Raw genomic sequence first — 22,524 nt, 5'->3', positions numbered from 1 at the left:
TAACGGAGGGGGAAACCATGACACGTGCGGAAATCGTTTCATTGAACATCGGCAAGCCACAGCCTTTAATGTACAATAATAAAGAGGTAGAAAGCGGGATTCGCAAGCAGCCGGCCGGGCGGCCGTTGCTTCTGTCCCGGATCAACCTGGATGGGGACGGTCAGGCCGACCTGGTCCACCATGGCGGCAAGGATAAGGCGGTTTGCGTGTATCCTTACGAGCATTATCCTTACTGGGAGCAGGAACTGGGGACGACGCTGGATTTCGGCGCGTTCGGCGAGAACTTGACCACACGTGGGCTGCTGGAAACCGATGTGTGCATCGGGGATACTTTTCAATTGGGCGAAGCGGTGGTGCAAATCACACAGCCGCGCCAGCCCTGCTACAAATTAGCCGCCCGTTACCAGGTTCCCGACATGCCGATAAAAGTTCAGGACACCGGCTTTACCGGCTATTATTTCCGGGTGCTTGAAGAGGGGACGGTATTCCCAACCTCGGAGTTAACACTGCTGACCCGACACCCTCTGGGCGTAACCGTGGATTTCGCCAACCGGATAATGCACCATGACAAGAAGAACGTCGATGGCATCAAGCGGCTTCTCGAGGTCAAAGAACTGTCGGAGAGCTGGCGGGCTACCTTGACGAAGCGGTTGGAAGGGCAAGATGTAAATACGCGGGAACGGCTGCAAGGTAACTAAACCAAGAGCGGGGATGCAAGGAGGCGGAAATCGCCTCCTTTTTCGTGATCAGGCGGGGATTGCGGATTTACCGAACCAATAGAGGCGCGATATGCCGGCGGAAAAGATCGACCGGGCTCCGGTCTTTTTTGCGTTTATCATCGGTCAAGACGACCACGATATCCAGGCTCGGAACGACATAAACAAACTGGCCGCCAAAGCCGCGCGCATAAAAATAATCAAAAGCCGTCTCCGCCGTTTCGCCGTAAGTGTCGGTCCACCAGTGCCAGGCGTACCTGCCGCGGTTCGGCGGAGCTGCAGGAAGGGCGGGCTGTACGGAGAGCTTGGCCAGCCTGCGGGATATCAGGTGCTGTTCATCCCAGCGGCCTTCCTGCAAATAAAGCTGGCCGAATTTGAGCAGGTCGGCCGGGCGCAGCCATAACCCAAAGCCTCCGGTGCGATGCCCCTGGGGATCTTGCTCCCACTTGTATTCTCCGATGCCGAGCGGTCCGAACAAGAATTGTTCGGCAAAGGCGGCCGCATCCATGCCGGTGGCTTGGAACAGGATGGAGGAAAGCAGCTGCGACGCCCCGGAATTGTACTCCATCCGGCCGCCTGGCGGATGGGCCAAAGGCTGCGCAAGCACAAAGTCCACCCAGTTGGAGGTCCGGGTCATCCGCGGGAAGGAGTTGCGCCCGCCGAATTCCGTCCATTCCCATCCGGCCGACATGGTCAGGAGATGCTCCAGGGTGATGTCCCGTTTTCGAGGGTCTGGATCGTCGGCCAGCTGCGGGAAAAAATCGGCGATGGCCGCTCCCGCTTCCGGCAGCTTCCCCTGATCCATCGCGATGCAGATCAGGGCGGAAAGTATGCTTTTCGTGCAGGAGTTGGTCTTTGCCGGCTCCGTGCCGCAGCGGATATCCCGGTAATGCCGGAACACGGGCTCTCCGCGGTGGCTGATCAAACAGCTTCGAAGGTCAAACGGATTTAAGGTCTGCTGCAATGAGGTCAGGTTCATACGATAATCATCCTTTGGTTCGTTACCATCATTTCCATTACTATATCAGCGGTTGCGTGATCACGCAAAAAAATCGGCGGGCTCCGCCCGAAAACCACCGTTCAATACGGATTCGCCGAAGCGATTTTTCTACTATTCTGGGAATGTACCGAGTAGAGAATGAGGAGTGGAAATATCGGATGAGTACCGCCTGGAAAGCCCGCCTTACCGACTTTTTTGTCCGCAAAGATCCGGAGATGGACCGTTTCCTGGAACAGCATCAAGCCAAAACCCCCAAACGGATCGCGTTGTACCTTTCGCTCGGGATCCTCCCGGGCATCTTCACCTATCTGCTGATTTTCCCGTTTCGCGAACCGCTGATGGCATGGACGGGGTTGTCCAGCCATAATTACCAGTTTTTGATTCTGGCTTTGATGGCCAGCGGCTGGCATATTCTTTTTCCTTTTTTCATGCTAAGATTTGTGGATAAGCTTACCTTTAAGCAATCGTTGAAATACCTGGGATTTACCAAGCTTGATCTTAAAGGGCTGCTTCTCGTTCTGCCCATCATCACGGTCGTGTTCACCGTGTTGTCCCTTCCCTATATGAAGTATATTTATCCTCCCTTGTCGGGGATGCTGGATCGTCTTCCCGCGCTGCATATGGGAGAATGGCATATCTACAATCAGGGCTATTACGATTTCCCCTGGCCGCTGCTCGTCATCGGCCTGATCGGCAATTTTATCGGGGAAGAAATTTACTTTCGCGGGTATCTCCTGCGCAAAGTCGGAGCCCTCAAATGGAACTGGCTCATCGTCAGCGTGCTGTTCCAGTTCTATCACATGTGGCAAGCCCCCGTAAACTGGGCGTTTATTCCTCTTGCCGTAATCATTCCTTGCGAAATACTGGTTCGTTTGCGCAAAAATATATATGGCGCCATTCTGTTTCACGTTTATATCAATACGCTGTGGGGGTTCGTTACGTTGTACCTGGTAGGTGTGTGACCCTCTGACGATTCGATTCGTTAGTTTGAAGGAGACGGGAATTTATGCCGTTGTTCGGTTCCAAATATCATATTCGAATGACGTTGGCCGTTTTGGCTTTTCTGTGTCTGGCCGTGTACATACATGCTGAATCCATCCGCTACCCCTACATCGGGGCATTGTTGGAGCGGAGCGGCCCGCAATGGATCGTGGCGGAGGTGAATCCCTACGGAAAAGCGGCCGTGTGGGGGATGGGACCGGGAGACCGTGTGCTGACCATAGACGGGGAAGCGGCGGATGAACGGTTAGGAGCGAGCGCAAGCCCCGTATCTCTGGTCAAGGTATCCGGAATCAGTTTTGCGGGTATGGACGGAACTGTCTCCGACAAGAAGGTTTCGACCGATATTCGCGATGCTCTAAAAAATCTGTTTTCCGTGTTGGCGGAACTCGTCCTTCTGGCCATCGGCCTGTCGGCTTACCGGAAAAACCCCAATTCCCGGCTGGTCAGGCAATTTGCGGCGATTAATTTCGTAATGGCGCTGGTCATCCTGACGTTGTACTCCACAGAGATGCGGCTGTCGGATTTTATTTTGTCTTTAAGCGCGATTTGGCTGCCTTATATGCTGCTTTCTTTTTGCGTTTCCTTCGTGATCCGGTCGGTATCGGGCCGGCTTCGCAACCTGCTGCGCGCTTTTTGCCTTTTCTGCGTCCTGTTCTCCGGGTATGTTGTTTATGCGGTTGCCGGAGAGCAGATCCCCGGCTGGATCCGCGAAGCGGCGCATGTGGTTTTTATGGTCGCACTCCTGCTGGTTGTCTTGGCGGTGGGCCTGTATTGGAAACAAGTCGACCGGATTGAAAAAAATCAGGCGCTGGTGCTTGTGACCGGCATGTATTTCAGCCTGCTACCGTACGTGTTTCTTTATATCCTGCCGGATTTGATCCGGGGCGACGCGATGGTGCCGCCGGAATATGCGCTGACTGGACTCGTGCCGCTATCGGCGACGATGTTGTACGTCCTCAATAAGCGCAGCCTGGTTGATATGAAGTTATATCTCCCGCGCGTCATGATTCACAGCCTGTATTTCGGCGCGGTGTTTATTTTATTCTTGCTGGGGCCGCGATTGCCGCAGCCGTTTTGGCCGGCGCTGCTGTTTCTGGCGTTTCTGGGCGTGACCCTCGCTTACCGGAAAAGCCTCCGCTGGTCGGAGAGAAGCGCCGGAAAACGCAAGGAGTGGCTGGACAGGCAAACGCTGAAGCTGTCGATTCAAACGGCGGAAGCCCGAAATATCCGGGATATTCTCAATATGATCGGGGAAGTCATGGAACGTGTGATGGACGTAACGGGGATTTGCCTGGTTTGGCGGGACGGAAGCCGGCTGATCGTGCACGGTACCGGGGCTTACGCCTCTTTACCCCCGGAGGAGGGGGAGTGGTTGAATCACGGATACTTGCAGTCCAGGTTTGACTTTATCCATATTGAACCTTTGATTATGGAGGGGGAGAGCGAGTTCGAAGGTTTTCTTTGCGTCGGTCCCAAGCGAAATTCTTCGCTTATGGCGGCGGATGAGAAGGAGCTGATCATCAGCATGCGAAACGAGGCCATCCGTCTCCTGATCAACGCCCGCCGCCTGGCGGGATTGCAGCAGGAGTATCAACGGACAAAGGAGCAGAACGCGGTGTTTGAAAGACGGGTCAGCGATATGCGTTTGGAGCAGCGTATGCTGATGGAGGCCCAACACGCGGAACGGATTCGGACCACGTATTTTCTTCATGACCATTTGCTGCAAAACCTGATTTTCCTGTCCCGGGATTTGGAGGAGCTCGCCGATCGGGGGAAGGTGGACCGCCGGCGGGTGGAGATCTGGCTGAAGTGCGTTTATGATTCGCAGCGGGACATCCGGCTGCTCTGCGATGATCTGCATCCGGCTATTGCGGAGAAGGCCGGTTTGGAGGAGGCGTTGAAGTGGCTGGTAAGATCTGCCGAAGAGAGGGGAATAGACGCGGTGCTGAGCTACGATTGGGGGCTGGCGGAGCCGCCGGATCGGCTACTTCGAAGTAATTTATTCCGCATGATCCGCGAGCTGACCAATAACGCATTAAAACATGCGGAAGCCACGCATCTTGAGTTACGGGTGCGGAGTCATCCGGAGGAAGGAATCACTTGTGTGGTCAGCGATAACGGGAGAGGATTCGATCCGGTCTCACTGTACCGCGACAGCCGCTTTCTGGAGGGGAAGCATATCGGGCTTATTTCCGTCAGCGCGCAGGTTGAATATCTGGGTGGAGAAATGGAGCTTCAGGCGTCCCCCGGAAAAGGGACGAGAGTAACGCTGAAGCTTGCGGCGTACGAACGAAAGGAGGGCGATTATGGAAAACTTGGTTAACATTATTCTGCTGGATGATCATCCGCTCGTAATGGAGGGGTTAAAGAACCGGCTTGAAGAAGAGCCGACTTTCTCGGTTCAGGCGGCGTTTTCGGATCCCCTGGTGTTATTGGATCAGATCGACCGGTATGAACCGGATGTGTTGGTTATGGATGTTTCCATGCCGAAACTGGACGGGTTTGAGCTTGCGTCCATCTTGAAGGGGAAGTACGGAGCTTCATTGAAGCTGATTATGTTGTCCGGATATGTGTATGACGAGTTTTACAGAAAGGCCTACGAGCTTGGCGTCAACGCCTATTTATCCAAACAGGCGACGTATCCGCAAATTATCAATGCAATTCGGCAGAGCATGACAGGCCATGTGCTGATGCCCGAGAAGCTGTTCGCCAAACTCCCGGTAGACCCGTTGACTCCTATGGAACAACGGGTTCTGGTCCTCGTGGCCAGAGAGCTCACCAACAAGGATATCGCCCGGGAACTGGTGGTCAGCCAGCGGACGGTGGAATACCATATCAGTTCGATTATCCAAAAGCTGGAGGTCAAGACGCGAATCGGCGCTGTGGCCAAGGGATATGAACTGGGAATTCTCGGACCGGTGCAGCTATAGACGAGACGGGCGAAACCTAAAATGGAGTGCAAAAGTGAATAATATCACATGCTTGTGAAAATTGTCACATTACTTGCTGCTGCTTTTAATTATAATCAACTTGTAATCAAAAAGAGTAGGGGGAAACCACTGTGAAAATCTTTAAAGGCTTATTGGTTGCGGGTGTCGCCATCGCATTGTTGTCCGGATGCGGCGCCAAAGAGGAGAAAGCGGCTGAACCGGATAAGGCTGCCGGGCAAACCGCTACCGCCGAACAACCGGATGCGGTAACGACCGCTTCCATCGTAAATGATGCGGATGCGTTCATCAATGCGGTTAGTGAGAAAGGAACCTGGATCATCGCCACTTTGGGTGATTTGACGGTTGACAAGGACGTTGTGGTGGCTGGGGAATTCCACGACAAGAACAAACCGGACGGCGATATTTACCGTAAAATCGCCCTTTACACGCAAGACGAGAACCATAAGATTACCGCTTCTTTCACCCTGACGGTGCCTAAGCTTACGGTGCAAAGCGAAAACTTGAGAATTCAAGGCGGCACGGTTAAGGGTGACGTCTACGTCGAAGCGAACGGATTTAATCTGCATGAGTCGGCAACGGTAGACGGAAATATTTATTATGCCAACGAGGATGTCAAAGCGTCCGCCAAAATCGATGGTAAAGTAACGGGCACTGCTGAAGTGAAATAATCCGTTTTCTGCATAACAAGGGGGAGCCAAGTCGGCTCCCTTTTTTGTGTTTGAAATTTAGTTTTACGGTTTGGGATGCCGTAAATATTTTCTTGCCCGAAGGGAAATACATAAGTTACTTGAAGTGATTTTTTGAGGAAAGGAAGGGTAGGAGAATGGAAATGTACGATGAACAAGAGAATGGGGCTCAAACTTATAGAGCGGGAGACATCATCTATGTGTTTTACCGGAACCCGCATACCCAGGATGTAGCTAACATCCAGGAAGCCGCGGTTGTGAATCATCCGGAGAAGCCGGGAGAATTAGCGGTTTTCCTGTATGAGACCTACTATCCGCTGACGGATGAGATGGCCGTCTATTCCACGGCACAGGAGGCGGAACAAGCCTACAACGATGTTTACGGGCCGGCCGCCGAGGGGATTTGGGAATGAATCCTCCGTTTACCCCGCGGCTTGTTTATTTCGAGCCGGATGCTCTGGATTATCCGCTGGGCAGAGAGCTTATGCAAAAGTTTGAAAAGATGAAGCTGGATATTCGCTATACGACCTCGCACAACCAAATCCGGAATTTGCCGGGCGACAGCGATCTGCAAAAATACCGTGTAGCCAAGTCGACACTTGTCGTAGGCATCCGCAAAACGCTGAAATTCGACACGTCCAAGCCTTCCGCCGAATATGCGATTCCGTTTGCGACGGGATGTATGGGCCATTGCCATTACTGCTACCTGCAGACGACCATGGGGACCAAGCCCTATATCCGGACATATGTCAACGTGGAGGAAATTTTGGAAGCGGCGGATCGGTATATGGCGGAGAGAGCGCCGGAAATGACCCGGTTCGAAGCCTCCTGCACTTCGGATATTGTGGGGATCGATCATCTGACGCACACCTTAAAACGGGCGATTGAACATTTCGCATTGTCGGAGTACGGGAAACTTCGGTTCGTAACGAAATTCCATCATGTTGATCATCTGCTGGATGCCCGGCATAACGGCAAAACCCGTTTTCGCTTTAGCATAAACGCGGACTATGTGATCAAAAACTTTGAACCGGGGACATCGCCTTTGGACAAGAGAATTGAAGCCGCCGGAAAGGTGGCGCGGGCCGGCTATCCGCTCGGTTTTATCGTCGCTCCGATCTATCTTCATGAGGGATGGGAGGATGGGTATCGCCACATGTTCGAACGACTTGACGCCGAATTGCCCGCCGATGCGAGAGACGATATCACCTTTGAATTTATTCAGCACCGGTTCACCAAGCCGGCCAAGCGGATCATCGAGAAAAATTACCCCATGACCAAGCTCGAGCTGGACGAAGAGAAGCGGAGGTACAAATGGGGCAAATACGGGATCGGCAAATACATCTATCAAAAGGAAGAAGAGGAGGATATCAAATCCCGCCTTTTTTCATATATGGAGACGTTTTTCCCGCAGGCGAAGCTGGAGTATTTTACTTAAGGCGGAAAGGGGAATAGGCGGAAGGGTGCGTTGGTGTGATTTTTGTTACTGTACAAGCGGGGCTTTTATTGTAATCCTACCTTAGGAGGTGGGTAAGCCGATGAAAGTCCAATACCCTTTACAAGCCAGCCCTGAGCTTAGCGCGATCAAGGAGGCCCTTAAACCGTTCGGAGGGCGCTGCGCGAAGGTAGTCGACGGGACGCTGGAATTTCAGATCAAAGATGATCAGCAAAACGCCGCATATGAAGCGCTGAAGCAAAAAGGATTTGTCCGCTAAAAGCCGGGGAGGATTCCCCGGTTTTTTCTTTCGTTGGGCAGTTTGAATCCGCCTTCAGTCATGTTACAATATTGGCGATAAAAACCAATTTTCCATATAAAAAGGAGAAAGACGTGAGTAACTGGAAAAAAGATATTGTGCTGTTTTTGAGCAGCCAGACCATTTCGCTGTTTGGCTCGTCCTTGGTCCAATATGCCATCATGTGGCACATTACGCTGACTACCCAATCCGGGGTTATGATGACGCTGTTCATTTTGTGCGGCTTTATTCCGACCTTTATCCTGTCTCCTTTTGCGGGGGTATGGGCGGACCGTTTTAACCGAAAATGGCTGATTATTTTGTCGGACGGCATGATCGCCACCGCGACGCTGATTCTTGCCGTTGTCTTTTTGCTCGGTTACGAGGCGGCCTGGCTTCTGTTCGTGATATCGGCGATCCGCGCTTTAGGGACAGGAATCCAGACACCGGCAGTCGGCGCTATTCTGCCGCAAATCGTGCCGCAAGACAAGCTGACGAAGGTTAACGGAACGAACGGCACGCTGCAAGCGGTGATCATGTTTGTCTCCCCGATGGTCAGCGCGGCCTTGCTGACGAAAGCGTCGATCGTAAGCATTTTCTTTATCGATGTTATCACCGCGGCCATCGCCATTCTCACGCTGCTTTTGTTCTTTAATATCCCTGCTCACAAGAAGGCTGCCGAAAAGCAAACGACAGGCTATTTCAGCGACTTGAAAGAGGGGCTGCTCTACATAAAAAACCATCGCTTCCTAAAAATCTTTTTTCTGTTTTTCGCGGTCCTGTTCGTGCTGATGGCGCCGGCCGCATTTTTGACGCCGCTGCAAGTTACGCGCAGCTTCGGCGACGATGTCTGGCGGTTAACCGCCATCGAAATTGCCTTCTCCATCGGGATGATGGCGGGCGGGGGGCTGATCGCGGTCTGGGGCGGCTTCAAAAATAAAATCCGGACGGTCATGCTTGCCGGCGTGGTGATGGGGGGCTGTACGTTGGCGCTCGGAGTTGTTCCGGTATTCTGGACATACCTGCTGTTCATGGCTGTCTTCGGCATCGCTATGCCGATGTTCAATACGCCTTCAACGGTGCTGCTTCAAGAAAAAGTCGACGAAAACCTCATGGGAAGGGTATTCGGGGTCCTCGGCATGATTTCCACGTCGATGATGCCGATCGGCATGCTGATTTTCGGCCCGCTGGCGGATGCCGTCCGAATCGAATGGCTCCTTGCGGGCACTGGCGTCATGCTTATGCTTCTCGCCGTGCTTCTGGGGCGGAATCGGGTGCTGCTCGAGGCGGGCAGGCCGGAGAAGCGGGGGGCAGTCGAGTGACCAAAGCGTTGACGTTGGGAGAACCTGGTCGACAACGGCAGCCCAAAGGCGGATGCGAAAAAACCTGCAAATCTGCAGTTTTTTTTTGCATAGGCGCTCTATTAATAAAATTGAGGCAAATCTGCATTTATGTAAGGCGAAAGATGCTTCAAACTCCGAAATTTCCAAAAATCACTGCATCCTCGCATCCTTTTCGGTTGCCTACGGGTGGGACATGGGAGCCGCCAGCCGGATTACGGGCTTTAGACACCAAACCCGCCAACGACCTTTAATTGGGTGCCTGCCATATTTGCAATAAAGGGCCTCCCTTTGGAGATTACGGCCCTCGTGGACTCCAACTTAAGTGAAGCCGCGTGGGCATCCGCATCCCGCCAAATTTCCATAATCCAGATCGAGTCGGGATCCGCCTCGTCCACATTGATCGCGTACAGTTCGCAACCATCCGCCGCTTCCATCGCTTGAGCCGCTTCCAGCATAATATCCAGCAAAGTATCCCGCTGACCCGTATGTGCGACAAGTTTGGCGGTCATTCCGAATTTGCTCATGTTAACACCTCCTCTTTTACGGGTATCATATCTTACAAGACGCTTGCATTTCAATGGTTTGAATATTTATTATATAAATATATAGATTTAAAATAAGGGAGAGGGCCAACTTGGAAAAAATTCAATCGGAAGAACAATATCAACAGGCGATTCAGAGCGACAAATATACCGTGATCAAATTCGAGACGAACTGGTGCCCGGACTGCAAAAACCTGGACCGTTTTATCGGTGATATCGTGGCCGAGCATGCGGACAAAGATTTTTATGCGATGGATGCGGAGCAATTCCAGCCGATCGCGGAGGCCAATGAGGTACGCGGCATCCCGAGCTTGCTCGTATTCAAAAACGGGGAGAAAGTCGCTCATCTGCACAGTAAATTTGCCAAGACGCCCGGCCAGGTCAGAGAGTATTTGGCGGGTTTGTAAGAGAAATAGGCATTTTCATGTTAAACACCAGCACCGCAGGCCTTTCAAATGGAAAGGGTCTGCGGTTTTTTTCAGGATGGGTTACTCCTGATCATGAGGGTCCGCGCGCATATCCCAGACGTAATGATGCCTGTTACCAAAGATCGACTTCCAATCCATTCGCTATTCCTCCTAAAGTCGTCTACCGGGTTAACAAGGGATAGTTTAAGATTAATCTATCAACGGAGATAGGTGCAACTCATCCAAATGAAGAGAGAAGGCAAGCAGAAATGAGCGAGACGAATTTAAATGACGCTTGGTACGATTTTGCCGGGGCCTTTGTGGATAAAAAGAACGCGTCATCCTTGCGGTGGCAGGTTTTGACTTCGGACGAACAAGAAATCGCCGCGTTATGGCTCCTGGAAGCCGATATGTATAACGGCGGATTTATCCAGTTTTTTTGCAACTGGGGCGAAGAGGCGTATCTCTATGCGGTCAGGGCCCTTCAAGCGATTGGAGCGGTGCGGGCGCTGGAGCTTGTCACTTCGGGCTACGCCTGCATCGAGCGATTGGAACAAGACGACCGTCTTAAGCAGTTATGGGACATTCCGAAGTTTTTGACCACGGAGGAGGAGGCGCGGCTCGATGAACTGGACCAGCGATTTTGGGAGGATCCGGACCGGATTGCGGAAACCGCCTATCGGTACTATGCGGTGAAATTGGGGATTCCCGCCCCGTAACTCCGCTGTGACAGACCGGCCGGTTAATAAGCAAACGGGAATTGTTCCCGGTAATTGGCTCCTGTACAGCCGCGTTATGTGCCGTATGCAGCCAAGCAGGTGAAGCGAAAAAAACAGGCAACCTTGAAGAACGACCGTTCTTCAGGTTGCCTGTTTTTTTACAATTGGACGGTAATTACCGTTTCATCGTTAGCCTTAACCTCACCTTCAAAAGAAGGAACGACCTGCTTAACGGCATCCAGGCCGGAAGGAATCAGCACGGGAGTAACCAGGGGAAGTCCCGCCTGCCGGATCAGATCCATGTCAAACTCAATAAGGAGTTGACCTTTTGCAACTTTGTCTCCGGTGTTGACATGTGTGGTAAATCCGTTCCCTTTGAGTCCGACCGTATTGATGCCGATATGAATCAACAGCTGCACTCCGCTCTCATGCTCGAGGATGACAGCGTGTTTACTCTTGTCCATGACATGGGCCACAGTTCCGTCGAACGGGGCGAACGCTTTACCTTCCGCCGGTTGGATCGCTATACCTTCACCCATGTGCTTTTCCGCAAAAGCGGGGTCCGGCACCTCGGAAAGAGGCACCGCTTCTCCGGTAATCGGGGAAGGGATCTCCAGCTTCTCAACTTTACCTTGAGCCGGAGGGCTCACCGCTTGAACTACTTGCGCTGGCGCATCGGTCTTGACTGATCCTTCGGCTTCCGCGGAAACCGCTTCGTTCTTGTAACCGAAGAACCAGGTCAACGTGAAAGCGATGACCATAGCAACCACATTCGTCAAAATGTACAAAGGCAGTTGACTGTTCAGATACAGCAGAGTGCCCGGGATGACCGTAATCGACATGCCCGTACCGGCCATTTGGAAAAGGGAAGCGAGGAAACCGCCGACCGCCCCGCCGATCAATCCCATAACAAAGGGTTTCACGTATCTTAAGTTGACCCCGAAAATGGCCGGCTCCGTGATCCCAAGAAATGCCGACAGGGAGGAAGGGAGAGCCAGCGCTCTCAGCTTCATGTTCTTCGTCTTCATTCCTACCGCGAGACATGCTGCGGCTTGTGCCGCCATGGCGGTGGTGATAATCGCGTTAAACGGATTGTTGCCCTTTTGTTCAAGCAGCTGAATTTCCAGGAAGTTAAAGATATGATGAACGCCTGAAACCACAATAATTTGATGGAAAAAGCCGATAACCAGACCGGCGATGCCGAAAGGCAGCTCCAATACAGCGACCGTTCCGTGAAGCACCCACTCTTCCAAAGAGTGGAAAACCGGGCCGATCGCAAATAACCCGAGGGTAATCATGATCAGCAAAGTAATAAAAGGAGTCAGAATCAGATCAAGGGCTTCAGGGATACGTTTACGCAAAAACTTCTCCAGCTTCGCGCCGATCAGGCCCACAAAGAACGCCGGCAATACGGACCCTTGATATCCTACAACCGGAATGAAGCCGAACATGGTCAGCGCCTCCGCGGAACCGTCGGCAACGCTGTAAGCGTTGGGAAGGGCGGGGTTGACCAGCATAAGGCCGAGCACAATCCCCAGCACCGGACTTCCTCCAAATACTCTGAAAGCGGACCAGGCCACCAAGGCAGGAAGGAACGCAAACGCAGTGTCCGTCAATACCTGAGTAAACAACAGGAAATTAGGCGAGATATCTCCAGGCGCGGCTCCAAACCAGGAAAGAACCAGTTCCTGGGTCAACAAGCCCCGCAGGCCCATAAAAAGACCGGTCGCCACCAGCACGGGAATAATCGGAACGAACACATCACCGAACGTACGGATCGCGCGTTGAAAGGCATTGCCCTGTTTCTTTCCCTGCTTCTTCAACTCATCGGTCGACGTACTTTCAATACCAAGCTTCTCGACTTCCTCAAAGATACGGTTCACCGTACCCGTGCCGAAAATAATTTGATACTGGCCGGAGTTGAAGAACGCACCCTTGACTTTATCGATATTTTCGACTTGCTTCTGGTTGATTTTATCTTTATCCAGCACCATGATGCGAAGGCGGGTCGCACAATGGGCGAAGGAAGCGATATTTTCTTTTCCTCCGACTGCTTCGATAACCGCTTTAGCGATTTGTTGATTTTCAGACATGGCTTTCATTCTCCTTCGCTATGATTTCTTCGACTTGCTCAACGGTTGGCAGGGAGGGGATAGCTCCCTTTCCGGTTGTGGTGATGGCTCCGCAGGCATTGGAAAATCGTAGCAAAGCTGCATGCTCTTCCGATAAAATGGAGCTTAAATTTTGCGGCGTGGCTTTATGCTCCAGCAGTTGATGCAGGAACCCGCCGATAAAAGCATCTCCGGCACCGGTCGTATCCTGCGCCTTCACTTTAAAGCCATCCGATTTAAATCTTTGCTGCGGCAGGATTAGATCCGCACCTTGCGAGCCTTTTGTAAAGATGACGGCCTGAACGTCGCCGGTAAACAAGGAAGCCAGCGCTTGTTCCTCGTCCGGAATCCCTGTAATGAAGCCCAATTCATCCTCCGATATTTTTAAAAGATGGGCTTTGGGGAGAAACGTCTGTATGGTTTGGCGATAGGCTTCATGATCGTTCCACAAGGGCAAGCGCACATTGGGGTCGAAGCTTACTATTCCGCCCCGGCTTTTGATCGCGTCAATCGCTTTGACATGAGCCTGCTTCATCGGGCTTTCCACTAAATCCACCGAACCGAAGTGTAAAAGGTCGCCCGCTTGAAAGACGTCCGGGTCGATCTCCTCCCCGGTCAAGAGCAGGTCGGAGGACGGGTTACGGTAAAACGAAAAGTCCCGTTCCCCGTCGGCGCGCAAAGATACGAAGGCCAGACCGGTGTTGGCCTCGCCGGTTCTTTTGACCAAATCGATCCTTACTCCGGCTTCCGTCAACTGTTCCAGTAGAAAGTCGCCAAAGGCATCATTGCCCAGTTTGGTAATGATCGAGGCGGTGCTGCCCAACTTGGCCGCCGTCGCGGCTACATTGGCCGGAGCGCCCCCCGCGGCGCGTTCGAATGAAACGACATCTTTAAGCGCTTGACCCGCCTGCCGGGGGATAAAGTCAATCAACACTTCTCCAATTGCATATAATGTTCCCACGTACTCACCTTCAAACATAAAATTGGTTTAGATATCCCATTTGCAGACACGGAACTCCGCCGTTCCGCCGGAACAAAACAATCGAATTTCCTTGCTCGCAGGATCCGGGAAAATGCGGCTTGTAAACACTTCTTCTCCATCGTTGATAAAGATCTCCACGGAGGACGTGTCCACGAACAGATGGAATTTGAGCCTGTCCGCGTTGAAGCCGCAGCGGCGGATGTTTCCATTGATTTCATCCATAGCCTGACCCGAGAACGTGCGGTCGAGGATGATTTTTTTCTGGCCGGTGTCGTATTTGAGCACCGTTTTCTCATGGCCGGAAGCCCGGAATTCTAGCCCCAATTCCTCCGCGTCGAACATTGAAATTTCGCATATCAGCTCATAGGAAGTTCCGTCAAACCCGTTTAGATGTTTCACTTCGTCTTTCAGGGTAAGCGTGGCGCCGCTTTGGGTTTTACGGAGCTTGGCCAGCTCGGGGACCGGTTGCTGAATCAGCTTATTGCCGCCCTGGATCGTAAGTTGGCGGGGGATCGTCAAGCAGCCGGACCAGCCATGGGTGTCCGTCGGGTATGCTACATCCGGCAGCCCCATCCAGGCGACCAAAATCCGCCGTCCATCCGGTCCTTGCGTGGTCTGGGCCGCATAGAAATCAAAGCCCCGATCCAGCTCCCGAAAAGCGCCGTGCCGAAATTCCCCCGTGGACAGATCCAGCGGTTGGCCGATCACATAACCGGTTTGATAAATGTTGTTGTATAGATCGCCATCCGCCTGGAGACCTTGCGGAGAGAAGATCAGCACTCCCGATTCATCCAGCTCGAAATAATCCGGACATTCCCACATGTAGCCGAACGGGGAGAGGCCGGATTTCATTTCGCCCATAAACGTCCAGTCCAGCAGATCTTCAGACCGGTACAGCACAGCGCAGCCTGTTAAGTCGGTTCTTTGAGCGCCGATCACGCAGTAATAGTCCTTCCCGGATTTCCAAACCTTCGGGTCCCTGAAATGATCGGTGTATCCCGGGGGCACGGAGGAGATTACCGGCCGGTTCAGTTTGACGATTCGGCCGTCTGCATCCATGGAGGCCAGACATTGATACGGATGTCTTGTCCACGCCTCATCCCGCGTATTGCCGGTATACATCATGTACAATTGACCGTCTTTCTCGATGGCACTGCCGGAATAAGCGCCGTGAGAATCATAAGGACCGCCCGGGGCAATTCCGATACCCAAGCCTTCCCAAACCGCCAAATTGGATGATTTCGTGTGATACCAATATTTCATCCCATGCTCGGTCCCCAAGGGGAACCATTGGTAGAACAAATGGTACTCGCCCTGATAGTAAGAAAAGCCGTTCGGATCATTGAGCAGCCCGGTCGGCGCCTGGATATGATAGCTTTGTCTCCAGGGAGAACGCTCGACTTGGTCCCGGAGTTGCGCCAGCTCGCCGGGCCGGGCTTGTTCGATTAGCCTGTATTTTTCTTCTCGCGTCATCATATGCATGTTGTTCTCCATCTCGAAACGATTTATGTCGGGAACCGGTTCCAAACAAGAGAAAAAATAAACCGGAACCGGTTCCAGCAGAAAAGAAATATATCCGGTTCCGCCTTTAATTAGGGTGGAACCGGTTCCTGTAAAAACATCATAATCGATCCGCTTATAAATTGTCAACGCTTTCTCGCTGGACAAGCTCCACATCCATGACGGAGAGCCGGTCTACGGGTTGTTCAAGCACGAGCTTGATAATGTTGTGGGCCGCATGCTCGCCCGCCTGAAAATAATGATATTTTATCGTCGTCAGGGCGGGGTGAATCATCTCCGTGATATCGTAACCTCCGAACCCGGTCACCGATAATTCCTCCGGGACGCGGATGCCTTTCAAATGGGCCGCTTTAATCACGCCAAGGGCGATATTGTCGGTGGCGCATACGATGATGGAAGGCTTGCCTTCTTCCAGAATCCGCGATGCCGCCTCCATGGCGTCGGTCATTTTAAAGCTTGTCTCGAAATAACGTACAGTACAATCGGGACAAGCCTCCAAAGCTTGCTTGATACCTTCTTTCCGGTGTATGCCGACGGCCTTGTCTTTTTCCGTGACCCCCAAATAAACGATATCGCGATGGCCTTTGTCCAGAACATGGCGTCCAATCAGCCATCCGGCCCGCTTGTCGTCATGTACCAGACTGTGAACTTGATCATGTTGCTGCCCCACCAGAATGACGGGGATATTGATCTTGTGTATGGCCGTTAAATGGGCTTCCGTCAGCTGGGCGGCCAGCAAAATAATGCCGGAAATTTTCTGTCTGGCAAAATCATAGATTGCTTCGATTTCCCGATCCATATCCTGGCTTGTATTGGAAATCAGCATTTGGTAGTGGTTCTTCCGCAGTTCTTCGTCGATGCCGATCAAGGTTTGCGAAGTCGCATAGGAATCGAGGCGGGGAACCACCGTGCCGATGAAATTGGTCCGCTTTGCTTTTAAGCTTTGGGCAAAGGTGTTGGGGACGTAATTCTGCTCTTTTATGATCAGCTCGATCTTTTCCCGGGTCCGGTCGCTGACCGGGCCGCCGTTCAAGTAACGGGAAACCGTGCTTTTGGCCACACCCGCCAGCTTGGCGATATCCGCTATAGTTTTCGTCATAAGTACCCCTCGGTAAAAGTCTTTATATTAAGTTAGAATGTTTCATGCCGCTACCTTCCTACATTATACTCGTTTCTGCACCGCGGGGCATATAACCTTAATAAATTGGGGTTGACCTTGCCCTTAGGGGAAGGTGCACACTGGAAAACACAGAGGAGGCGACTCATGCTATCGATTGGAGAATTCTCGAAAATATGCCGAGTTTCGACGAAAACGCTGCGCTATTATGACGAGATCGGACTGATTCACCCGGATCAGATCCACCCCGAGAACGGGTACAGATATTATTCGATGACCCAACTGGAAAAGATGCTCCTGATCCAACGGCTAAAATCGTATCATTTTTCCCTGGATGAAATCAGAGAGGTGTTGGCGTGGGAGAAGGATCTGTCCGAAGAAAAGCTGTGCTTCCGTCTGCAGCGCAAAAAAAAGCACATCGAAGAGCAAATCCAGGCTTACGCATCGATCCTGGAACAAATGAAACGGGATATCGCCAGCCTGGAGCTAGGGCGGCCCTTGATGTCCTTTCTTGACCGGATCGAAGTGGAGTTGGTGGAAACGCGCCCGCGGAATATCCTGTCCATCCGCCGCAGTCTGAGCGGCGAGGATTATGCCGCAGGCTACGGGATTTATTTTGCCGAGCTCTACGAAAGGATCGCCACCGGCAAACTCACTCTGCAAGGGACGCCGATGACGATCTACCACAGCCCCGAGTATAATCCGGCCGGCAATGATACGGAATTTGCCATTCCCGTTAAGGAGGCGGTGAAGGGGACGAGAGATTTTCCCGGTGGACTCTGCGCTAAGTCGGTATTAAAAGGCGCGTACCACGAGCTGACCTCGGTCTATGCCAGGTTAAGGGAATGGGTGGAGCGGGAGGGTTACGCATTAACGGAAGCGCCTTTTGAACTCTACCTGACCGATCCCGTACAAACCAAGGATGCGGGTGACCTGGTGACCGAAGTGTATTTTCCCGTCGCGAAAAAATAGCAAGTTTAATGAGGAGGAATGCAAGGTGACAAGAAATGTGTGGCCGACTGAAGCATGGCGGACCGCCGATCCCGCAAGCCTGGGGCTTGATGCGGATAGGCTGATGGGGCTGGAACCCGAGATTGCGGCGAATTACGGCAATATCAATGGAATCTTGATCGTGAAGAACGGATTTTTGACTTATGAAAAATACTTCAACGGCTATGGACCGGACGATGTGCTTCATGTGGCGTCGGTGACCAAAACGATCATTTCCGTCCTTGTCGGGATGGCCGTCGATGCCGGATTAATTCCGAGTACGGAGCGGAAAGTGCTGGATTTTTTCCCAGAATATAAACTGGAACGGGATCATCCGGTGAAAAAAGAAATCACGTTGCGCCACCTGCTTACGATGACGGCCCCCTATCCTTTCGAGGACTGGCAGGAACCGCTCGACAAGCTGTGTATGCAGCCCGACTGGGTCGAATATACGCTGAATATGCTGGGACAAAAGGGGGAGCTGGGGGCATTCAAATACTCCACTGCGGGAGCGCACCTGCTGTCGGCTATCCTCTCCCGCGCCACGGGCCAAAGCGCCCGTGAATTTGCCAATGAACGCTTGTTCGGGCCTCTCGGCATGAAGGTGATTCCGGATTATGCGATGGAAGACTTCGGGTTTGAGGAGCTGTTTGGCGCAAAAGTGAAGGGATGGGTCCATGACCCGAACGGAAATTCCACGGGGGGCTGGGGGTTGACGCTGACGCCGCGCGATATGGCGCGGTTTGGATTGCTGTGCTTGAACCGCGGCAGGTGGGACGGGCATGCGCTGGTTTCCGAGGCCTGGATGCGGGAGTCCACGGCGATGACCCCCCACCACTACGGATACTGTTGGTGGCTGCGGGAAGAGGACGGCGTGTTTGCGTACATGGCCATGGGCGACGGAGGAAATATCATCTGCTGTATCCCCGGACAAGACATGGTAGTCGCCATCGCTTCCGGGTTCATGGTAAATCCGCGGGATCGCTGGACATTGATTAAAGAGAAGATACTGCCGGAGATGTAGAATGGGAGCCCGGTAAGATCCCGGGGAAGACGGACAGTGTGACACTGGAATACGAAGCGCAGCAAGTGGAGAGGAGGGCGAGGGCTTTTTCATTGCCGGCGGAGGTGCTACTATAGATATAATAGTAAAGCCGCTCCCGGGTTCAAATTAACGGGAACTTGTCCCGTTATTCCCGATGATTCCCCAAGGAATGGGCCGGTGATAGAGAAAGAGAGGACAAAGAAATGGCCGAAGTCAAAACGAATGCCATGCGAATGCTCGACAAAACGAAAACGCCGTACGAAATTCACAGCTACGATCCGGAGGACGGTCAGATTCACGGCACCGCGGTCGCGGAGAAGATCGGCAAACCGCCGGAGAAAGTATATAAAACACTGGTCGCTCATCAGGGGGCGGCCATCTTCGTGTTCGTCATTCCCGTTGCCGCGGAACTGGACTTGAAAAAGGCGGCCAAAGCCGCTGGGGCCAAGAAGGTGGAGATGCTGCCGCTGAAGGATTTGCTGAACCGGACGGGCTATATACGCGGCGGATGTTCTCCGGTCGGGATGAAAAAGTTGTATCCGACGTTTATAGACGGCAGCGCGGAGGACCTGGACACGATTGCGGTCAGTGCCGGAAAAGTCGGGCTGCAGATGGAACTCTCGCCGCAAGATTTGGCCGGCCAGGTGAAGGGAAGCTTCGTTCCGCTGATCCGGGAAGAGGAAGAGGCTTACTGACGGTTGTCTCCGCTGTCCACCCGGTTGCCGACCGTAAACTTGGACGGGGGGCTGCTGTTGATGCCGATGTCCGCTGTCCTACTCCGGGCGAGCTTTGCGGCATCGAAGCCACCGGCGGAGCTTAAGGGCCATTGGGCATGGCTCCTTTTTATGGTTGTTCGCCAGACTTGATTCTTCGTTAACATTCGCCGTCTATACTCGGAGTATATCTCTAAGAAGGATGGCTGATACTGATGGGCATTCATACTTATTTTAGATCGCTGAACGAATTGGAGCGAATTTATCGCTGTCCGGGAAAATTCAAATTCGAAGAACATAGCGTCGCCGCACACTCCTGGAAAGTCGTGCAGTACGCCAAAACGCTGGCCGATATCGAAGAACGCCATGGCGCGCAAATCGATTGGAAGAAACTCTATGAGATCACGAGCAGCCATGATTATGGAGAGATTTTTATCGGCGATATCAAAACACCGGTTAAACATTCTTCAGTGGAGCTGCGAAATTTGATTCTGCAAGTTGAAGAGGGCATGGTTCATCATTTCATTGAAGAACATATTCCCGAAGAGTTTAAGAGTATTTTTCGCAACCAATTGCGCGAAGGCAAGGACGATTCCGTCGAGGGACTGATTCTTGAGGTGGCCGACAAGCTGGATCAAGTCTACGAGGCGTTCGCCGAGATGCAAAGAGGGAATACGGAAAAAGAGTTCGTCAAAATGTATCGCGACGCGTTGGTGAAAATCAAAAACATCCCCTTGAAATGCGTCGATTATTTTCTTGCCGAAATATTAACCGACATGGTCAATGAAGAGACGCTGTCACCGATCGATATCAAACGGATCACGCAGGAAGCGTTGGCGAGCTAATTCATCCGCATCCGATTTGAATCGTGGCAAGTGTGGGGCGGACAAGCGCTAAAGGCTAATCACGTCAGTGCCTTTTGACGAAGGATAGGTGAAACTAGCATAACCAGAGTCCGGTTTATAATGAAACCGACTTGACTGTTCTGCGTAACAAACTGATAGATAGGCACAAGGAGGATGAAAGGTATGATTATGACCACCACATCAACGATTGAAGGATATCCCGTAAGGCAGTATCTGGGTATTGTAACCGGCGAGGTGATTATGGGCGCCAATGTATTCAGGGATTTTCTGGCCTCGATTACAGACGTTGTCGGGGGGCGTTCCGGCGCATACGAGGGCAAGCTTCATGAAGCGAGGGATACCGCGTTCGGAGAAATGAGGCAGCAGGCTTCCCGCCTGGGAGCAACGGCCATTATTGGAGTCGATATCGATTATGAAGTCGTCCGCGAAGGCATGCTGATGGTTTCCGTGAGCGGAACGGCTGTAATCGTGTAACAAAGGGCATTCGACTAAAAACTCAGTAACCAGCCATAACCCACAAATTGCGGGCTATGGCTGTTTTTTGTTTCCCCTATCAAAACCCGAGCCGCCGTCGCAGTAACGGCCTTTTTGGGCACTATTTCGGCCCGATTTGGCTTCGGGGGAATCATAGTGGTAAAAGACTGCAGGGTGCGATGGATTCCCGTGAAAATTGGCGCACAAATCTTTCCACCTGTACACAGCGCATTACTTCCGTGGTAAACTAGCGCTATGCCTCATTACAGCGTCGAGGCGTTGCTTAGTTTTATTACATCAGGAACCGGAGGAGAAACATGAAAACATTTCTGCACAGATGGAACCGGTTAAGTCTAGTCACACGTATTTTTCTGGGAATTATCGTGGGTGTTATTCTGGCTTTGACCGTTCCGAAGGCAACTGGCATAGCGATTTTCGGTTCCTTTTTTGTGTCCGCGTTAAAGGCGGTCGCTCCCGTATTGGTCCTGCTCCTCGTGATAGCTGCGATCTCCAATCATAAAAAGGGCAGCCGGACGAACATGAAATCGATTCTCGCGCTATATGGGCTGAGCACATTTTCGGCGGGGCTCCTTGCGGTGATCGCCAGTTTTATTTTTCCGGCACAACTGTCGCTTACGACGGGGAGCAGTGACCTGACACCGCCCGGCGGCATCGTTGAAGTTCTGCAGAGCCTGTTGTTCAATGTCGTGGACAACCCGGTCAAAGCCTTGCTTGACGCCAACTATATCGGTATCCTGGCCTGGGCGATTCTTCTGGGGGTTGCCTTAAAAGGGGCCAGTGATCAAACGAAAAGCATGCTCACCCAATTCTCGGACGCGGTCTCGCAAATCGTCAAATGGGTGATTCAGTTCGCGCCGTTTGGCATCATGGGGCTTGTTTTTAATACCATTACGGCCAACGGGCTTGCTTCCTTGCTTGATTACGGGAAATTGCTGCTCGTTCTCATCGGATGCATGTTATTCATGGCGCTCGTCATCAATCCATTGATCGTGTATCTTAACATTCGGTCGAATCCTTATCCTTTGGTGTTCAGTTGCTTGAAAGAGAGCGGGATAACGGCGTTCTTCACTCGCAGCTCCGCAGCCAATATTCCGGTCAATATGCGGTTATGCGAAAAATTGAAGTTAGACAAAGATACGTACTCGGTGTCCATTCCTTTAGGCGCGACGATCAATATGGCGGGTGCGGCGGTGACCATTTCCGTCTTAACCCTCGCGGCCGTGCATACGCTGGACATTCCCGTCGATTTTGGAACGGCGCTGATTCTGAGCGTTCTGTCGGCCGTATCCGCAGCTGGCGCTTCCGGCGTTGCCGGCGGATCGCTACTGCTTATTCCGATGGCGTGCAGTTTGTTCGGGATTTCGAATGATATTGCCATGCAAGTTGTCGGAGTCGGCTTTATCATCGGCGTTTTGCAGGATTCCTTTGAAACGGCGCTGAATTCCTCTTCCGACGTGCTGTTCACTGCAACCGCGGAGTATGCAAAAAAGCGTAAAGAAGGCAAGAAGACGACGGCAAACGCCTAAAAATGAAAGCAAAAGATCGCCTGTTCTGCAGCCATCTCGGCCAGGATAACGGCGATCTT

General features: G+C 52.3%; 24 protein-coding genes. 17 read left to right on the top strand and 7 right to left on the bottom strand.

Annotated features, from left to right (window positions below; genetic code table 11):
* The first annotated feature begins 17 nt into the window (after positions 1 to 17).
* Complete coding sequence (locus tag V4U88_RS01415; protein WP_334071436.1) at positions 18 to 698, top strand: MOSC domain-containing protein; 681 nt, start codon at positions 18 to 20, stop codon at positions 696 to 698.
* Positions 699 to 765: 67 nt separating this feature from the next.
* Here V4U88_RS01415 and V4U88_RS01410 read toward each other — a convergent pair whose 3' ends face one another.
* Positions 766 to 1,695: a serine hydrolase domain-containing protein gene (locus V4U88_RS01410; protein ID WP_334071435.1), complete on the bottom strand. Its 930-nt coding sequence runs from the start codon at positions 1,693 to 1,695 to the stop codon at positions 766 to 768.
* 179 nt (positions 1,696 to 1,874) lie between these two features.
* Between V4U88_RS01410 and V4U88_RS01405 the strand changes: the two genes are divergently transcribed.
* From V4U88_RS01405 to V4U88_RS01370, 8 genes are all read left to right on the top strand, one after another.
* Positions 1,875 to 2,678 carry a CPBP family intramembrane glutamic endopeptidase gene (locus V4U88_RS01405; RefSeq protein WP_334071434.1) on the top strand — a complete coding sequence of 268 codons (804 nt, stop codon included), beginning with the start codon at positions 1,875 to 1,877 and terminating at the stop codon, positions 2,676 to 2,678.
* Positions 2,679 to 2,722: 44 nt separating this feature from the next.
* Positions 2,723 to 5,041 (top strand): ATP-binding protein, encoded by a 2,319-nt coding sequence (locus V4U88_RS01400; protein WP_334071433.1) that lies wholly within the window; start codon positions 2,723 to 2,725, stop codon positions 5,039 to 5,041.
* Positions 5,025 to 5,648 (top strand): response regulator transcription factor, encoded by a 624-nt coding sequence (locus tag V4U88_RS01395; protein WP_334071432.1) that lies wholly within the window; start codon positions 5,025 to 5,027, stop codon positions 5,646 to 5,648. The genes V4U88_RS01400 and V4U88_RS01395 overlap by 17 nt, the downstream gene beginning before the upstream one ends.
* A 131-nt stretch (positions 5,649 to 5,779) precedes the next feature.
* Positions 5,780 to 6,337: a polymer-forming cytoskeletal protein gene (locus tag V4U88_RS01390; RefSeq protein WP_334071431.1), complete on the top strand. Its 558-nt coding sequence runs from the start codon at positions 5,780 to 5,782 to the stop codon at positions 6,335 to 6,337.
* A 161-nt stretch (positions 6,338 to 6,498) separates the two neighbouring features.
* A complete protein-coding gene (locus V4U88_RS01385) occupies positions 6,499 to 6,768 on the top strand; it encodes a transcriptional regulator SplA domain-containing protein (RefSeq protein ID WP_442951862.1) in 270 nt (89 codons plus the stop codon).
* The gene (gene splB / locus V4U88_RS01380; protein ID WP_334071428.1) at positions 6,765 to 7,793 is read left to right on the top strand and encodes a spore photoproduct lyase; all 1,029 of its coding nucleotides are present in this window, start codon (positions 6,765 to 6,767) and stop codon (positions 7,791 to 7,793) included. The genes V4U88_RS01385 and splB overlap by 4 nt, the downstream gene beginning before the upstream one ends.
* Positions 7,794 to 7,893: 100 nt before the next feature.
* Positions 7,894 to 8,070 (top strand): hypothetical protein, encoded by a 177-nt coding sequence (locus tag V4U88_RS01375; RefSeq protein ID WP_334071427.1) that lies wholly within the window; start codon positions 7,894 to 7,896, stop codon positions 8,068 to 8,070.
* 113 nt (positions 8,071 to 8,183) lie between these two features.
* Positions 8,184 to 9,410, top strand: coding sequence for an MFS transporter (locus V4U88_RS01370; RefSeq protein WP_334071426.1), 1,227 nt, complete (start codon positions 8,184 to 8,186; stop codon positions 9,408 to 9,410).
* 242 nt (positions 9,411 to 9,652) lie between these two features.
* Here the strand turns inward: V4U88_RS01370 and V4U88_RS01365 are convergent, their stop codons facing one another.
* Complete coding sequence (locus V4U88_RS01365; RefSeq protein ID WP_334071425.1) at positions 9,653 to 9,955, bottom strand: putative quinol monooxygenase; 303 nt, start codon at positions 9,953 to 9,955, stop codon at positions 9,653 to 9,655.
* Between the two features lie 110 nt (positions 9,956 to 10,065).
* Here V4U88_RS01365 and V4U88_RS01360 point away from each other — a divergent pair, with 110 nt between their 5' ends.
* Together V4U88_RS01360 and V4U88_RS01355 are read left to right on the top strand one after the other, a co-directional pair.
* Entirely contained in the window at positions 10,066 to 10,380 is a 315-nt protein-coding gene (locus V4U88_RS01360; RefSeq protein WP_334071424.1) for a thioredoxin family protein, read from the top strand.
* Positions 10,381 to 10,649: 269 nt separating this feature from the next.
* The gene (locus tag V4U88_RS01355; protein ID WP_334071423.1) at positions 10,650 to 11,099 is read left to right on the top strand and encodes a DMP19 family protein; all 450 of its coding nucleotides are present in this window, start codon (positions 10,650 to 10,652) and stop codon (positions 11,097 to 11,099) included.
* A 158-nt stretch (positions 11,100 to 11,257) separates the two neighbouring features.
* On the opposite strand, the gene V4U88_RS01350 is transcribed toward V4U88_RS01355, so the two are convergent.
* From V4U88_RS01350 to V4U88_RS01335, 4 genes are all read right to left on the bottom strand, one after another.
* Positions 11,258 to 13,192, bottom strand: a complete 1,935-nt coding sequence (locus V4U88_RS01350; RefSeq protein WP_334071422.1) for a sucrose-specific PTS transporter subunit IIBC — start codon at positions 13,190 to 13,192, stop codon at positions 11,258 to 11,260.
* Complete coding sequence (locus tag V4U88_RS01345; RefSeq protein ID WP_334071421.1) at positions 13,185 to 14,171, bottom strand: carbohydrate kinase family protein; 987 nt, start codon at positions 14,169 to 14,171, stop codon at positions 13,185 to 13,187. Before V4U88_RS01345 ends, V4U88_RS01350 begins: the two co-directional genes overlap by 8 nt.
* A gap of 27 nt (positions 14,172 to 14,198) precedes the next feature.
* Positions 14,199 to 15,674: a glycoside hydrolase family 32 protein gene (locus tag V4U88_RS01340; protein WP_334072042.1), complete on the bottom strand. Its 1,476-nt coding sequence runs from the start codon at positions 15,672 to 15,674 to the stop codon at positions 14,199 to 14,201.
* Positions 15,675 to 15,828: 154 nt separating this feature from the next.
* Positions 15,829 to 16,812 (bottom strand): LacI family DNA-binding transcriptional regulator, encoded by a 984-nt coding sequence (locus V4U88_RS01335; RefSeq protein ID WP_334071420.1) that lies wholly within the window; start codon positions 16,810 to 16,812, stop codon positions 15,829 to 15,831.
* 165 nt (positions 16,813 to 16,977) lie between these two features.
* On the opposite strand from V4U88_RS01335, the gene V4U88_RS01330 reads away from it, so the two are divergent.
* The 3 genes from V4U88_RS01330 (at position 16,978) to ybaK (ending at position 19,560) form a co-directional block, all read left to right on the top strand.
* Positions 16,978 to 17,802, top strand: coding sequence for a MerR family transcriptional regulator (locus V4U88_RS01330; RefSeq protein ID WP_334071419.1), 825 nt, complete (start codon positions 16,978 to 16,980; stop codon positions 17,800 to 17,802).
* 25 nt (positions 17,803 to 17,827) lie between these two features.
* Positions 17,828 to 18,844, top strand: coding sequence for a serine hydrolase domain-containing protein (locus tag V4U88_RS01325; RefSeq protein ID WP_334071418.1), 1,017 nt, complete (start codon positions 17,828 to 17,830; stop codon positions 18,842 to 18,844).
* A gap of 224 nt (positions 18,845 to 19,068) precedes the next feature.
* The gene (gene ybaK, locus V4U88_RS01320; RefSeq protein ID WP_334071417.1) at positions 19,069 to 19,560 is read left to right on the top strand and encodes a Cys-tRNA(Pro) deacylase; all 492 of its coding nucleotides are present in this window, start codon (positions 19,069 to 19,071) and stop codon (positions 19,558 to 19,560) included.
* On the opposite strand, the gene V4U88_RS01315 is transcribed toward ybaK, so the two are convergent.
* Positions 19,554 to 19,745 carry a hypothetical protein gene (locus tag V4U88_RS01315; protein WP_334071416.1) on the bottom strand — a complete coding sequence of 64 codons (192 nt, stop codon included), beginning with the start codon at positions 19,743 to 19,745 and terminating at the stop codon, positions 19,554 to 19,556. The two genes, ybaK and V4U88_RS01315, sit on opposite strands and share 7 nt — an antisense overlap.
* Before the next feature lie 48 nt (positions 19,746 to 19,793).
* On the opposite strand from V4U88_RS01315, the gene V4U88_RS01310 reads away from it, so the two are divergent.
* From V4U88_RS01310 to sstT, 3 genes are all read left to right on the top strand, one after another.
* A complete protein-coding gene (locus tag V4U88_RS01310) occupies positions 19,794 to 20,423 on the top strand; it encodes a YfbR-like 5'-deoxynucleotidase (RefSeq protein ID WP_334071415.1) in 630 nt (209 codons plus the stop codon).
* A gap of 183 nt (positions 20,424 to 20,606) precedes the next feature.
* Positions 20,607 to 20,918 (top strand): YbjQ family protein, encoded by a 312-nt coding sequence (locus V4U88_RS01305; RefSeq protein WP_334071414.1) that lies wholly within the window; start codon positions 20,607 to 20,609, stop codon positions 20,916 to 20,918.
* Positions 20,919 to 21,235: 317 nt separating this feature from the next.
* A complete protein-coding gene (gene sstT / locus V4U88_RS01300; protein WP_334071413.1) occupies positions 21,236 to 22,465 on the top strand; it encodes a serine/threonine transporter SstT in 1,230 nt (409 codons plus the stop codon).
* The last annotated feature ends 59 nt before the right edge of the window (positions 22,466 to 22,524 follow it).

The organism is Paenibacillus sp. A14 (assembly GCF_036864815.1).
GTDB lineage: Bacteria > Bacillota > Bacilli > Paenibacillales > Paenibacillaceae > Fontibacillus > Fontibacillus sanfengchensis.
Note: the sequence above shows the minus strand (reverse complement) of the source record. Positions and strands in the feature narration are given on the sequence as shown.

Bases quoted from the DNA above. Each gene is read 5' to 3' on its own strand.
- V4U88_RS01315 (WP_334071416.1), bottom strand. From the start codon at position 19,745: ATGTTAACGAAGAATCAAGTCTGGCGAACAACCATAAAAAGGAGCCAT.
- V4U88_RS01410 (WP_334071435.1), bottom strand. From the start codon at position 1,695: ATGAACCTGACCTCATTGCAGCAGACCTTAAATCCGTTTGACCTTCGA.
- V4U88_RS01415 (WP_334071436.1), top strand. From the start codon at position 18: ATGACACGTGCGGAAATCGTTTCATTGAACATCGGCAAGCCACAGCCT.
- V4U88_RS01400 (WP_334071433.1), top strand. From the start codon at position 2,723: ATGCCGTTGTTCGGTTCCAAATATCATATTCGAATGACGTTGGCCGTT.
- V4U88_RS01385 (WP_442951862.1), top strand. From the start codon at position 6,499: ATGTACGATGAACAAGAGAATGGGGCTCAAACTTATAGAGCGGGAGAC.
- ybaK (WP_334071417.1), top strand. From the start codon at position 19,069: ATGGCCGAAGTCAAAACGAATGCCATGCGAATGCTCGACAAAACGAAA.
- V4U88_RS01310 (WP_334071415.1), top strand. From the start codon at position 19,794: ATGGGCATTCATACTTATTTTAGATCGCTGAACGAATTGGAGCGAATT.
- V4U88_RS01350 (WP_334071422.1), bottom strand. From the start codon at position 13,192: ATGTCTGAAAATCAACAAATCGCTAAAGCGGTTATCGAAGCAGTCGGA.
- V4U88_RS01395 (WP_334071432.1), top strand. From the start codon at position 5,025: ATGGAAAACTTGGTTAACATTATTCTGCTGGATGATCATCCGCTCGTA.
- V4U88_RS01340 (WP_334072042.1), bottom strand. From the start codon at position 15,674: ATGCATATGATGACGCGAGAAGAAAAATACAGGCTAATCGAACAAGCC.
- V4U88_RS01305 (WP_334071414.1), top strand. From the start codon at position 20,607: ATGATTATGACCACCACATCAACGATTGAAGGATATCCCGTAAGGCAG.
- V4U88_RS01365 (WP_334071425.1), bottom strand. From the start codon at position 9,955: ATGAGCAAATTCGGAATGACCGCCAAACTTGTCGCACATACGGGTCAG.
- V4U88_RS01355 (WP_334071423.1), top strand. From the start codon at position 10,650: ATGAGCGAGACGAATTTAAATGACGCTTGGTACGATTTTGCCGGGGCC.
- V4U88_RS01330 (WP_334071419.1), top strand. From the start codon at position 16,978: ATGCTATCGATTGGAGAATTCTCGAAAATATGCCGAGTTTCGACGAAA.
- V4U88_RS01405 (WP_334071434.1), top strand. From the start codon at position 1,875: ATGAGTACCGCCTGGAAAGCCCGCCTTACCGACTTTTTTGTCCGCAAA.
- V4U88_RS01375 (WP_334071427.1), top strand. From the start codon at position 7,894: ATGAAAGTCCAATACCCTTTACAAGCCAGCCCTGAGCTTAGCGCGATC.
- sstT (WP_334071413.1), top strand. From the start codon at position 21,236: ATGAAAACATTTCTGCACAGATGGAACCGGTTAAGTCTAGTCACACGT.
- V4U88_RS01335 (WP_334071420.1), bottom strand. From the start codon at position 16,812: ATGACGAAAACTATAGCGGATATCGCCAAGCTGGCGGGTGTGGCCAAA.
- splB (WP_334071428.1), top strand. From the start codon at position 6,765: ATGAATCCTCCGTTTACCCCGCGGCTTGTTTATTTCGAGCCGGATGCT.